14 protein-coding genes are annotated in these 12698 nt (G+C 69.1%); 5 read left to right on the top strand and 9 right to left on the bottom strand.

Translation table 11 applies throughout. From position 1 onward, the window contains the following. Positions 1-118: 118 nt before the first annotated feature. Positions 119-871 (top strand): GntR family transcriptional regulator, encoded by a 753-nt coding sequence (locus tag ABGB18_RS36245; protein ID WP_347700177.1) that lies wholly within the window; start codon positions 119-121, stop codon positions 869-871. 121 nt (positions 872-992) lie between these two features. Then, the gene (locus ABGB18_RS36240) at positions 993-1235 is read left to right on the top strand and encodes a hypothetical protein (protein WP_347700176.1); all 243 of its coding nucleotides are present in this window, start codon (positions 993-995) and stop codon (positions 1233-1235) included. A 171-nt stretch (positions 1236-1406) separates the two neighbouring features. Here ABGB18_RS36240 and ABGB18_RS36235 read toward each other — a convergent pair whose 3' ends face one another. Next, positions 1407-2381 (bottom strand): hypothetical protein, encoded by a 975-nt coding sequence (locus tag ABGB18_RS36235; RefSeq protein ID WP_347700175.1) that lies wholly within the window; start codon positions 2379-2381, stop codon positions 1407-1409. Positions 2382-2532: 151 nt separating this feature from the next. Here ABGB18_RS36235 and ABGB18_RS36230 point away from each other — a divergent pair, with 151 nt between their 5' ends. Beyond that, positions 2533-3054, top strand: coding sequence for a gamma carbonic anhydrase family protein (locus ABGB18_RS36230; protein WP_347700174.1), 522 nt, complete (start codon positions 2533-2535; stop codon positions 3052-3054). Here the strand turns inward: ABGB18_RS36230 and ABGB18_RS36225 are convergent. Then, positions 3026-3907, bottom strand: a complete 882-nt coding sequence (locus ABGB18_RS36225; protein WP_347700173.1) for a hypothetical protein — start codon at positions 3905-3907, stop codon at positions 3026-3028. The genes ABGB18_RS36230 and ABGB18_RS36225 overlap by 29 nt on opposite strands. A gap of 74 nt (positions 3908-3981) precedes the next feature. Here ABGB18_RS36225 and ABGB18_RS36220 point away from each other — a divergent pair, with 74 nt between their 5' ends. Together ABGB18_RS36220 and ABGB18_RS36215 are read left to right on the top strand one after the other, a co-directional pair. Beyond that, the gene (locus ABGB18_RS36220) at positions 3982-5298 is read left to right on the top strand and encodes a hypothetical protein (RefSeq protein ID WP_347700172.1); all 1317 of its coding nucleotides are present in this window, start codon (positions 3982-3984) and stop codon (positions 5296-5298) included. A 215-nt stretch (positions 5299-5513) separates the two neighbouring features. Further along, entirely contained in the window at positions 5514-5675 is a 162-nt protein-coding gene (locus ABGB18_RS36215) for a hypothetical protein (RefSeq protein ID WP_020540796.1), read from the top strand. A gap of 105 nt (positions 5676-5780) precedes the next feature. Here the strand turns inward: ABGB18_RS36215 and ABGB18_RS36210 are convergent, their stop codons facing one another. From ABGB18_RS36210 to ABGB18_RS36180, 7 genes are all read right to left on the bottom strand, one after another. Further along, on the bottom strand, positions 5781-6062 hold the full coding sequence (locus tag ABGB18_RS36210; RefSeq protein ID WP_347700171.1) for a metal-sensitive transcriptional regulator: 282 nt from the start codon (positions 6060-6062) through the stop codon (positions 5781-5783). A gap of 50 nt (positions 6063-6112) precedes the next feature. Next, the gene (locus ABGB18_RS36205; protein WP_347700170.1) at positions 6113-7180 is read right to left on the bottom strand and encodes a glycosyltransferase; all 1068 of its coding nucleotides are present in this window, start codon (positions 7178-7180) and stop codon (positions 6113-6115) included. Continuing rightward, a complete protein-coding gene (locus tag ABGB18_RS36200) occupies positions 7177-7980 on the bottom strand; it encodes a hypothetical protein (RefSeq protein WP_347700169.1) in 804 nt (267 codons plus the stop codon). The genes ABGB18_RS36205 and ABGB18_RS36200 overlap by 4 nt, the downstream gene beginning before the upstream one ends. 148 nt (positions 7981-8128) lie before the next feature. After that, positions 8129-10234, bottom strand: coding sequence for a (Fe-S)-binding protein (locus ABGB18_RS36195; protein ID WP_347700168.1), 2106 nt, complete (start codon positions 10232-10234; stop codon positions 8129-8131). Positions 10235-10369: 135 nt separating this feature from the next. Further along, complete coding sequence (locus tag ABGB18_RS36190) at positions 10370-10999, bottom strand: TetR family transcriptional regulator (protein ID WP_347700167.1); 630 nt, start codon at positions 10997-10999, stop codon at positions 10370-10372. A 34-nt stretch (positions 11000-11033) separates the two neighbouring features. Continuing rightward, positions 11034-11804: a class I SAM-dependent methyltransferase gene (locus tag ABGB18_RS36185; protein ID WP_347700166.1), complete on the bottom strand. Its 771-nt coding sequence runs from the start codon at positions 11802-11804 to the stop codon at positions 11034-11036. Continuing rightward, a complete protein-coding gene (locus tag ABGB18_RS36180; protein WP_347700165.1) occupies positions 11801-12610 on the bottom strand; it encodes a sugar phosphate isomerase/epimerase in 810 nt (269 codons plus the stop codon). Before ABGB18_RS36180 ends, ABGB18_RS36185 begins: the two co-directional genes overlap by 4 nt. Positions 12611-12698: the final 88 nt, after the last annotated feature.

The raw sequence follows: 12698 nt of genomic DNA, 5'->3' as shown, positions 1-12698 counted from the left end.
GGCACGATCCGCTCAAAAGAAGCTTACGACCAAGCCCTGCTTCTGTGCGATCGTGGACAAGACGGGGCAAGTTCTCTGGAGACGCCACAACCTGGTTGGTGACAGAGGGTGATCGAACGTGTCTGAATCCCCGGTACCCCACGAGCCCCCGATCTATCGACGCATCGCCGACGGCCTCCGCGCCCGGATCCTGTCCGGCGAACTGCGCGACGGGGACCGACTACCGGGCGAGAACGCGCTCATGGCCGAACACGCGATCGCACGAGCCACCGCCAGGCAGGCGCTAGCCGTACTGATTAACGAAGGGTTGGCGGTGCCCAAACGAGGTTCGGGGGTTTACGTGCGGCAATTCAAACCGATTCGCCGGCATGGCTCGCGCCGTCTGTCGAGAGAGCAGTGGGGCCAGGGGCGGGCCATCTGGGAGGCCGACACGCGTGGCCGCCCTTTCACCGTGGACCGGCTGGAGGTGACGTTGGAGCGAGCCACGGAGGAGGTGGCGAGCCTTCTTGAGAGCGGCGAGGTATGGGTACGCCGGCGCCGTTACTCGGTCGACTCCAGGCCCGTACAGCTCGCCACGTCGTACTTTCCCGCCCACCTGGTGGAGGGCAGCGCGATCACCCTGCCCGACACCGGCCCCGGTGGCGTCTACGCCAGGCTGAGCGACCTGGGCCTGCCTCCGGCCCACTTCACCGAGGAGGTACGCGCCCGCATGCCGGGACCGTGGGAGAGCGGGCTGCTCGACCTGCCCGCGGGCACGCCGGTGATCGTGATCGCCCGAACCGCGTACACCTCGGGCGGGCTGCCCGTCGAGCTCAACGAGATGGTCCTCGACTCGGCGGCATACGTACTTCAGTACGACTTCGACGCATAGTTCAAACCGATCTGTCAAGGCTAGGTTGACCTGACCATCGCGATCATTGCGTTCTCTAGAGATGTGGCGCACCTTCAAAGGAGATGGAACCTCGCCTGGGACCCCGGGAAGGTGGACAGCAGTGTCCTTTGACCGACACCTTGCCGAAATCGCCCGGGAATACCCAAAGTGGACCATCTGGCGGAGCGACGCGGGCCGCTGGTGGGCCACGAGACACCATCCGCTCAGCGCGGCGCAGCGCGACGCCGGATGTGCGATGACCATCGACGCGGACGACCCGGACGGCCTGCGCGACCTGCTCCGGGACCAGGAAAAGCGGACCGGCGGGCAACAACCGCGCCAGGCCGGCCCCGCGCCACCCTGACGCGGGCCGTGGAGCGTTCCCCGGTCCGCGCACACGAGCAGCCCGGTGCCGGGTCCAGCGTCTCGGCGGCCCCGGCACCGGGCCCCCAATCAGGAGGGGCCACGATCGCGGAAGCCCCCGACCCTATCGGGGGCGGGGGCTTCCGCTCCGAACAACCCTGCCCGGCGGCCGCTACTTGTGCACCTCGGACAGCCGGACGATGTGCACGTCGGTGTCGTCGGAGACGTTCTCCTGCGGCTTGTCCTCCTGCTTCGCCTCCACCGGCTCCTCGTCCTGGACGATCACCCGCACGTCTTCCTGGGTGGCGGGGGCCGGCGGCAGAGCGGACTCGGGGATCAGCGGGCCGGCCGACGACTCGCTGCGCATGAGGTCGCCGAGCACCGAGCTGACCTCGGCCAGCCGCCGCACGACCTCCGCGTGCGTGTTGGTCAGGTAGTCGACCCGGCGGCCCGCCTGCTCGTCCAGCGTGGCGGTGCGCTGCCGGGCGTCGGTCAGCATCGACTCGGCCTCGTCCCGCGCTCCCTTGACGACCTGCTCGGCCTGCGCGGTGGCGGACTGAACCAGTTGCTCGGACTCCGTACGGGCCGCCGAGATCATACGCTCGGCCTCGGCCCGCGATTCGCGCTGGACGTCCTCCGCCTCGGTACGGGCGGCGTTGAGTTGCTCCTCGGCGTCGGAGCCCGCCTGGGCCAGCATACGCTCGGCCGCCTGGGTCGCCTCGCTCACCCGCCGCTCCGCCTCCGCCTGCGCGGAGGTGAGGATCTTGTCGGCGGTCTCGCGGGAGGTCGTCACGAGCCGCTCGGACTCCGACTTGGCCGTCTCGCGCACGCTGGCGGCCTCGGCCTCGGCGTCCTCACGTTTCGACGCGGCCTCCTCCTCACCGAGCCGGAGGATCTGCGCGAGCCGGGGACTGAGGTCCTCGTAGTTCTGCGGCGCCTCGACCATGCGCCTCCTGGCTTCCGCCAGCTCGATGCGGCCCTGTTCAGCCTGGTCGATCGCTCGCGCCAGCCGCTCTTCCAGATCTCTGATTTGGTTACGGGTGCGGATCATGTAGTCGTGGACCTGGCGGCGGTTGTAGCCGCGCATCACGACCTCGAAGGTGTCCTCTTGCATCAGATCGGGAATGCTCTCGTGCTGGTTTGTCATGGGGGTTACCTAAGGGTGGTTTGCGTGAGGCGGGGGGATAACTGCGGTTTGTGAGGGTCTGGCGACGAGACGTCAGGAAACGACTTTCCTGCCATCTGCCCACGTCCGCAACCGGAACGCCATAGCTGGAGCGGGAATTACGATGTGACGGATGTACATAGCAGCATTGGACAACGGGGCTGTCCCAGAGATACATCCCGGGGCGTACATCGCGCCCGGCGCCGTCGTGGTCGGCAGCGTGCGCGTGGGCCGGGCGTCCAGCATCTGGTACGGCTCCGTTCTCCGCGGGGACGATGAGCGGATCGAGATCGGCGAGGAGTGCAACGTACAGGATCTGTGCTGCCTGCACTCCGATCCCGGCGAGCCCGCGATCCTGGAGGACCGCGTCAGCCTGGGCCACAAGGCCATGGTCCACGGTGCCTACGTGGAGTCCGGCGCGCTGATCGGCATCGGCGCGATCGTGCTGGGCGGCGCCCAGGTCGGGGCGGGCACGCTGGTGGCGGCCGGAGCGCTCGTGGGCCCCGGCAAGAAGATCCCCTCCGGCGTGCTGGTGGCCGGCGTGCCCGGGAAGATCGTGCGCGAGCTCACCGACGACGACCGGGCGTCCTTCGCCCGCACGCCGGACAACTACATGGCCAAGGCGCTCAGGCACCGGCAGGCGTCATCGCTTTGATCAGGACCTCGTCCGACACCGAGGTGGTGTTGAGCGGATCGGCGTAATCAGGCAGCTCCGGCCGCAGGAAGCGGACGAAGTCGACGGTCATTTTCAGGTCGGGCGTGCCCTTGACCTGCTGGGCGTTGCCCTTGGCCGGGTCCTTCTGGAGCAGGGCGTAGCTGTCCCAGTCGGTGTAGGCGGTGACGCCCCACTGCAGCACGTCGGGCAGGGTCGAGGGCCAGCGCCGGCCGACCTTCCACGTGCCCTTGTCCTCCCGACAGAGCGCCACGAAGGCCCCGCCGACCCGGCCCAGCACCAGCTCCACCCAGCCGTCCTTGACGGCCAGCTCCTGCGGTCTGGAGCTGCCGTCCTGGGTGTACTTCACCTCGACCTGGCCGCTCTTCTCGGCGGTCCCGGTGGTGATCGACACCCAGTTGGGCTTGGCGTACGAGCCGGGCTGCCGGGCCATCAGGCCGCCCAGGGAGAACTGCCGGTCGGGCTGGCCACCGGTCTTGCCCGTGATCCTGACCCGGGCGTACATGACGATGTCGCCGGCGAGCTCCTGGTACACGAAGGGCCCGCGGAAGCCGTCGAACCAGGCCGAGGTCCTGGGCTCCAGGTACATCGACCCCTGCACGGTCTTGTTCACGTCGTACTTGGCGAGCCGGTCGACGTCCTTCTCCGTGTCGCTCAGCTTGCTCCACATCTTCATGTCGGCGGCGTCGGCGAACTCCGTCGAGGCTCCGCCCACCTCGCCGCCAGGCGCGGGGGCCTTGGCGTTCTCGAGCGTGAGCACTCCGGGTCCGCTCACCGTCGGCTGCGCCGACGTGGCCGAACCGCAACCGGAGAGCACACCCGCAACGGTCAACAACCCTGCCACCTTCGCCCTCATAGCGGACATTCTGCCGTGAAATGCCGATGGATGATCCGAGGAGGCCCAGTACGATGACGGCCGTGCGACCCTGGGATGCGTTCACCTCCGCCGAGGCGCAGATCCGGACGATGGTCGCGGACCCGCGCTGGCAGGGGCTTTCCGTGCCCGACCGCGCTCACGTGCTGGCCGCCAGAATACTTGTGACCCCCGATGGCGACCGGTGGCTCTTCGGCGCGCACGCGCGCTGGTATCTGCACGACCCGGGCGACGGCCACTGGCATCTGGCGCCGCCGCCGCGCGGCACGCGGGCCCGGCCGGGGCGGCACCCGGCGGCGGCGCTGCCCCCGGACGTGATCCCGGACGGCCCCGACTTCCTCGCCGAGCCGGGCTCGACCCAGTCCTTCGTCGGCCCCGACGTGTCGGCGGCCCTGACCGAGCAGCTCAGGGTGCTGGTGCGGGCCGCCGGGCGCAAGTCGGAGCTGGACTACCCGCTGACGGCCTTCGACGAGATCTTCGCCTCCGACGTGCCGAGCACGGTGGCGGCCGTCTGGGGCACGATCATGTGGTGCGCGTACGCGCCGGCCTTCGACGGCAACGAGCGGCTGATCACCGTGTTCGGCGAATACCTGCGCCGTTCGCTGCCCGGCGACGAGTGGGTGCGCTGGCTGCCCGCCCCGCCGCTGGCCGACCTCGTCACGCTGGTGACCGAGCGCGCCCGGGGCGGCCGGTCCAGGGCCGCGCTCAGGCTCGCCGCCGTGATGGCGGACGCGGCCCAGGTTCTGCTCTCCGACACCCGCTTCAGGCCGCGGGCGCTGGCACTGCTCACGATGGTCGAGCCCGTGCTGCGCGAGCCCGGCCTCGACGCGACGCTGGAGGACGACGAGGCGGTACGCCGGGCGTGGCTGCGGCGTTGCCCGGCGCGACTGTGCCGGGCGCTGCTCGGAGAGACCGACCGGGAGGCGCACTTCTCCCACGCCGTCTACGACCTGGTGGAGGCGCTGCGGTTCATGCCCGATCCGCGCATGGCCGCCGCCACCTACCTCGCCGATCTGTCGGACTCCAGGGGCGGGCTGCCCGCGCGGCTGGACCACCGGCTCAGGCGGGCATATGAGGAGTTGCACCGGGCCGGGCTGACCGGCACCTCGGCGGGCGAGTCGACCGAGCCCGACGGCTTCCCGGTGCCCGGCAGGGTGCTCACCAGACCCGCGCCGGTGATGGAGGTGGCGCCGCCGGACCGGGCGAGCGCGGCGGCGGTGCTCGGGGCCGCGTACGCGACGGGGCTGGCGTGGGGCGGCTTGACGGGGGCCAAAGTTCCCGAGCGCGGACTTGCCGGACAGGCGGCGCTCGTACGTCGACTCATCCACGAACGCGACGACGACCACTTCTAAACCACTTTTACCGCTATTTCACCCTAACTCCTCCTATATCGTTCTAACACTCCCGCAACAGGAAATTCGCTGAATTGTGATCTCGGTATCGGGAAATGACCCCTGTGGGGCCCCCGTGGCGCGGAAAGGAATGACTCCGATGGGCCATGTCGCCGACGGGGACCCGCGCCGTAACCTCGTAGAGGGTGTGGGCTGCGGAAGGAAAGGACGACGCGGTGGGGCACGACGACCTGGACTCTCGGGTCCACGACCGTGTCGCGTTGGACGAGATTGCGCTCTACGCCGAGGTGCTCACTGCCGTGGCAGTCAGCGAACGGCGGCTGACCTTGGACGAACTCGACGACGCGCTCGGATTGCGGACTTCGGCGAGCCGCTGAAGGACCATCTCTATTACTAGCCCCGGGGACCTGGTGCCGGACCCATTAGGACCCCGGACACGGTTTCCCGGGGTTTCGACGTAACTAGTCAATCGTTACTCGTCACTACGAACGCACGAGACGCGCGATGGCCGCCGAGGCCTCCTTCACCTTCGCCTCGGCCTCCGGCCCGCCGGTGTTGATCGCGTCGGCCACGCAATGCGCAATGTGCTCCTCCAGCAGGCCGAGGGCCACCGCCTGGAGCGCCCGAGTGGCCGCGGAGACCTGGGTGAGCACGTCGATGCAGTAGGCATCGTCATCGACCATGCGCTGCAGGCCCCGGATCTGACCCTCGATTCGCCGGAGGCGCGTCAGATATGCCTGCTTGTCTCCGCTGTACCCATGCATGGCTCCTACGGTACCCGTATCAGGTATGGCCCCGGGAGGCCACAGATCGGTCAGCGCAGGCTGGCGATCAGTTTCTCCCACTGCTCGGCCACCTCGTCCGCCGAATGCCGAACGGCCGTGTCCAGCGCCCCGGCCGCCAGCGAGCGCCGCCGGCGCTCGTCGTCGATCAGAGCCAGCAGGGCCGCCGCGAAGAGCTGCAGGTCGCCCTCCGCCTCCGGCACCAGCACCCCGTTGTAGCCGGTCGCCACGAACTCCGTCAGCGCCCTGGACCCTTCGAAGGCCACCACGGGCACCCCGCACCCCATGGCCTCCAGCGCGGTCATGCCCAGCTCCTCGGCGCGCGAGGTGCTGGCCACGATCGACGCCTTGGCGAACTCCCCCGCCAGGTCCGGCGTCATCCCCATGAAGTAGACGTGGTTGTGCAGGTTGAGGTCGCGTACGAGAGCGCGCAGCCGCCGCTCCTCCGAGCCGCCGCCGTAGAGCCGCAGCCGCCAGTCCGGGCGCTTGTCCGCCACGATCGCGAACGCCCTGATGAGCCGGTCGTAGGCCTTGACGGGCACCCACCGCCCACCGGCGGCCACGATCCTGTTGTCCATCCGCGAGCGCGGCCAGGGACCGCTCTGCAGCGCGTCCAGCAGGGAGTGCACAGGAGGCCCGCCGGGCAGCAGCCCGGCCCATTCCTCCCGGGCCGCGTCCGTGGCCGTCACTACGGCGTCCAGGCGTGGATAGAGGCGTTTCACCGGCCCGGGGGTGGACGGCCGCCCCCACTCCTTGGCGATCGTCAGGGTCTCCCGTGGAGCGTGCCTGGCGACCTGGACGCCGAGGGCCGGCTTGGTCGTGATCAGGACGTCGGACTTCAGGTGGCGCAGCACCCGCCAGAACGCCACCTCGGCGTGCACCTGCCCGCTCGGGAACAGGTGCCGCACGCCCGGCCTGGAGTCGACCACGCTGCGCAGTGCCACCTTGGGGCCGACGGGGAAGAACGGCTTCTCCTTCTGCCGCCTGATGCTGATGACCTCGACGTCGTGCCGCTCGGCCAGGGCCGTGGCGAGGTTGAGCGTGGCGCGCACGTCGCCGCGCATCACGTACGCCGAGGCGAGCACCAGGCTGACCTTCATCCCCCGACCTCGATCCGCAGCTCGTCGTCGGCGGTGTAGCAGGGTCTGATGGGCACGCCGTCCACCTTGGCCGACGGATAGTGCAGCCGGCGTCTCTTGCCGTCCACGTCGTCGAGCCGGGCGCCCAGCCGCAGCGGCGTGGGCACGCCCTCGACCTCCAGCGCCGGCTCCCAGGTGCCGGAGCCGGCCGCGGCCTCCGGGTCGGCGCCCACCACGTCCACGAGCGACACGGCGGCGTGGAAGCGCACGCCCTGCACGGTGGCGGTGGCCGACAGCCGCGAGCTCGTCTGCCTGCGGTCCAGGGTCAGCACGGCCTCGTGGCGGGAGTCGTCGTCTTCCAGGCCCGTGTACGCCAGCAGACCCATCACCTCGAACCGGCCCTCCCTGAACCAGATGGAACGCACCTCGGCCACCGGCTCCGCATCGGCGATCTTCAGCGCCAGGTAGCCGTTGCGCGTGCGGTAGGAGCGGTAGGCCAGGGTCCGGCGGCACAGGGCGTAGGCGTCGAGGTGGTCGAGCGAGAAGCCCGGATCGACGCTGCGCAGCCGGTCACGCGTGTCGCCGTGGCGCAGGTAGGCGTCCCAGCGCCCGGCCGTGAGCTCCATCGGCGCCAGCGATACCGCCAGCGAGGCCTCGCGCGCCCGCCTGCCCGGCGTGCCGAGCCGGACGTCGCGCTCCACCCCCGTGGCGCGGTTTCTGAGCACCAGCTCGGTGCCGGCTTCCAGTGGTTCGTCGATGGCGAGTCGCAGGGAGAGCACGTCGGCCAGGGTGACCTCGGCGTCCGTGACGACGACGCGCATCACGACCCCCCTCCCCGTCGAATAGAGCCATGCGACGTTGAGGTTACCGTGATTTTCCCGTTATGTGGATGGCAGATTTCTCAGACCTGACCCTGCTGACGTGGGAATCCCCTCCACACAGGCTGTCGAGGGGTCCGACTTTTACCTGTCAGGACGCTCCCTTGACCGACTTGATCAACAGCTGGGCCACGTCCACCACTTCCAGCGACTCCTTGGCCGCGCCGCTGTTCTTCTTCTCGTTGATCGCGTCGCCGAGCATCACCATGCAGAACGGGCACGCCGTGGACACGGTGTCGGGATCGGTGGTCAGCGCCTCGTCCACCCGCTCGGTGTTGATCCTCTTGCCGATCCGCTCCTCCATCCACATGCGCGCGCCGCCCGCGCCGCAGCAGAAGCCGCGGTCCTTGTGCCGGTGCATCTCCTGGGCCTGCACCCCCGGGACCTTGGCCATGATGTCGCGCGGCTGGGAGTAGACCTTGTTGTGGCGGCCGAGGAAGCACGGGTCGTGGTAGGTGATCTTCTCCTCGATCGGCGTGATCGGGGTGAGCAGGCCCTCCTCGACCAGCTTGGCCAGTAGCTGGGTGTGGTGCACGACCTCGTATGTGCCGCCGAGCTGCGGATATTCGTTCGCCAGGGTGTTGAAGCAGTGCGGGCAGGTGGCGACGATCTTCTTGACGCCGGCCTCGTTGAGGGTCTCGATGTTCTGCTGGGCGAGCATGTTGAACAGGTATTCCATGCCCAGGCGGCGGGCCGGGTCGCCGGTGCAGGCCTCCATCGGGCCGAGCACCGCGAACTTCACACCCGCGATGTGCAGCAGCTCCGCGACGGCCTTGGTGGTCTTCTTGGCCCGGTCCTCCAGCGCGCCCGCGCAGCCCACCCAGAACAGATAATCGACATCTTCGCTGAGCTTGTCGTCGACCAGTTCGACCTCGAAGTCGAGCTCCTCGATCCAGTCGGCCCGCTTCATCTCGGACATGCCCCACGGGTTGCCCTTGTTCTCCAGGTTCTTCACCATCACCCCCGCCTCGGACGGGAACGACGACTCCACCATCACCTGGTAACGGCGCATGTCGAGGATGTGGTCGATGTGCTCGATGTCCACCGGGCACTGCTCGACGCAGGCGCCGCAGTTGGTGCACGACCAGAGCACGTCGGGGTGGATCACACCCTCCTCGCCGACCAGCGGCTTGTCCAGCAGCGCCAGGACGTCGGTGTCCTTGTGCTCGACGCCGCCCTGGGCCGCCAGCAGGTAGGGGGCCACCTTGAAGGCGTGGTCGCGCTGGTCGATGATGAGCATCTTGGGCGAGAGCGGCTTGTCGGTGTTCCATGCCGGGCACTGCGACTGGCAACGGCCGCATTCCGTACAGGAGTAGAAGTCGAGGAAGCCCTTCCACGTGGTGTCGGCGATCTTGCCGCGACCCAGCCGCTCGGGGTCGAGGTCCTCGTCCTCGAAGTCGACCGGCTTGCCGTCCACCCGCATCTCCGGCGCGCCGCCCATGCCGTCGGGGCGGCGGGAGAAGAGCACGTTGAGCGGCGCGGTGAAGATGTGCAGGTGCTTGGAGTTCACCACGATGACCAGGAACACCAGCATGAAGCCGATGTGCAGGAGCAGCGCGATCTCCTCCAGCAGCGGGCTCGCCGGCAGCGCGTCACCGAGCGCGAGCGAGACGAACGCGCCGGAGGAGTAGGGGAAGTTGCCGTTGGCCGCGGCCGCGCCGCGGGCGAGGAACAGCGTCCAGATGATGTTGAAGATCATGAACAGGACGAGCCACGCGCCGCCCAGGTGGGAGCCGGAGAAGCGGGAGCCGCGGCCGAGCGTCCTGGGGGAGTTCCTGACCCGGATGACGGCGAAGGCGACCAGGCCGAGCAGGCAGGCGACCGCGATGAAGTCCTGCAGGAAGCCGAGCACGCCCCAGGTCCCGATCAGCGGGATGTGGAAGTCGGGCCTGCCGGTGATCGCGCCCTGGATGATCGCGCCGTACGCCTCCAGGTAGACCGTCAGCAGGATGAAGAACGCCCACATGACGAAGAAGTGGGCGGTGCCCGACGGTGTCCACTTGAGCAGCTTCTTCTGCCCGAACACCTCGACGAGCTGCGTCCTGACCTCGTCGCCCACGTGGGTCCTGGCATAGTCGATCCGCTCGGGCGCGGGCGGGCCCACGGTCGCCAGCCGGTACAGGAACATCACCCTGCGGCCGGCCACGGCCACCGCAAGGACGGTCATGACGAGCCCGATGACGGCTACCCAGAGCACGGTGTCCTCCCACAGACGACGTTGGCTGCCAGCGTACGGTCACCCGCTGCTTCCCCTCCGACAATCCTACCCATGGGTAACATTTCCGAGGTACGCGACATACCCTAAGGTCATAGCCGTCTGCAGAACAATGCTCTAGCCTGTCAGGTAACGCTGCACGGTCGGCCCGAGCAGCGCGACCAGTTCTTCGGGATCGGCGCTGGCCAGCGGCTCCAGCTTGATCACATAGCGTCCCATGACCATGCCGAACATCTGCGAGAAGGCCGCCTCGATCCGCAGATGCGGCACCTCCAGCCGGTCGGCCACCTGGAAGAGCAGGGCGTTCGTGATGAACTCCCGGAACATGGTGGCGGCCTGCTCGTTCGTCATGGCCGAGCGGAGCAGCGCCAGCATCGGCTCCCGGGTCTCGGGCGCCGCGGTGACCCGCAGGATCGTCCGGACCAGCCGCTCCCCGATGTCCTCGCGCGGGCCCTCCAGCAGCATGGGGACGAGCTCGCTCGGGTTGATCGGCAGCTGCATCGCGGCGACGAACATGCCCTCCTTGGTGTCGAAATAGTGGTGCACCAAGGCGGGATCGACCTGGGCCTCCCTGGCGATGCCGCGCACGGTGGCCTTGTCGAACCCCTTTTCCGCGAACACCTTCCTGGCCGCCGTGAGAATCTCTCCGCGCGTGTCGGCCGAGCCCGGCCTGCGCCCGGGACGCCGCTTGATCGTGCTCATTTCCTCGCTCCGCGCGGCGGTTTCCGCGTGCTCGCTGCTGCTCATTTCCTCGCTCCGTGCGGCCTGACGCTCCCCGGCGTCACCTGCCCACCGCCAGATAAACCCGAATCGGCACGGAGAGCATCCCTTCGGGGAACGCCTTGCGCAGCTCCGCCCGCTCCCGCTCGATCAGCTCGTCGGCGGCGCCCGGCGACATCGCCGCCATGTAGGAGTGCGAGCGCAGGTCGAGCATGAAGTCCTCGATGCCGACCAGCCTCGTCCAGGGGATCCAGCGCTCCTCGATCACCTCGAAGGCCGAGGCGATCGGCGGCACCGACCACTGCTCGACCGCCGGGCCGTAGTAGGTGGGCACCGCCGCCGCCAGCCGGGCCTCGTAGGCCGCCAGCCAGTCGGCCTGGGCGGCGTGGTTGAGGTTCCAGCAGCCCACGATCGCGCCGTTCGGCCGCAGCACCCGCCTGGCCTCGGCGATCGAGACGACGGGGTCCAGCCAGTGCCACGACTGCGCGTATGTCACCAGGTCGGCCACGCCGTCGGCCAGCGGCAGCGCGTTGCCGTCGGCCAGCACGGCGGCCACGGCGGGCGGGCCGTCCTCGGAGCGGGAGACCAGCCGGGCCAGCATCTCGGCGCCCGGGTCGACCGCGATCACCCGCGAGCCGCGGGCCCTGAGCGCCCTGGTCATGATGCCGGTCCCGGCACCGACGTCGACCGTGGTGGCGCCGTCGAGGTCGACGCCGGTCAACTCGCTCAGCGCGCGGAAGACCTCGTCGGGATAACCGGGCCGGCCCGCGTCGTAGACGTCGGCCACCCGGTCGAAAACGCGGCCCAGGTCCTTGATCGGCCCTGTGTTCATGAGGTGGCCGCCAGGTGCAGCCGGGCGAAGGCCAGGCCCTCGGCCAGGTCATCGATGCGCTCGGTGCGGCTGGCCGCCTTGCGGGTGTTGATCTCCAGGACGACCAGCCCCGAGTAGCCGGTGTTGGCCAGCCTCTCCAGCATCTGGGCGCACGGCTGGTTGCCCCGGCCCGGCACCAGGTGCTCGTCCTTGTTGGTGACGCCGAGGCCGTCGGCCAGGTGCAGGTGGGCGAGCCGGTCGCCGAGCTTGGCGGCCATCTCCATGGCGTCGGAGCCCGACACCGCCGTGTGCGACAGGTCCAGCGTGACCTGGGGGAAGGCGTAGTCGATCGGGTTCCAGTCGGGTGAGTAGGGCACCACGTCGTTGCCCCGGGCGCGCAGCGGGAACATGTTCTCGACGGCGAACGTGACGCCTGTCTCTTCACGCATCCTGGCCAGCCCGCTCTCGAAGTCACGGGCGTAGTCACGCTGCCAGCGGAACGGCGGGTGGACCACGACCGTGGAGGCGCCCAGCCGCTCGGCCGCCTTCTGTGCCTTGACCAGCTTGGCCCAGGGGTCACGGCCCCAGACCCGCTGTGTGACGAGCAGGCAGGGGGCATGGATGGCCAGGACCGGGATCTCGTAGTGCTCGGAGAGCCGCTCGATCACGTCGATGTCCTGGCTCACCGGGTCGGCGCCCACCATGATCTCCACGCCGTCGTAACCCAGGCGGGCGGCCAGCTCGAACGCGTCTGGAGTGCGTTCCGGATATACCGAAGCGGTGGACAATGCGATCTTCGCATTGGGCACGCGGATGACATCAGCCACGTTGCCAGCCTAAGCCGGTGAAGCGGATATGGCGCGCGAGCCTCTCTGGTGCGCCGTGTCCGGAGGCTCACCGGAGGTGGAGATACAC

The organism is Nonomuraea sp. B12E4 (assembly GCF_039871825.1).
Lineage (GTDB): Bacteria > Actinomycetota > Actinomycetes > Streptosporangiales > Streptosporangiaceae > Nonomuraea.
Note: the sequence above shows the minus strand (reverse complement) of the source record. Positions and strands in the feature narration are given on the sequence as shown.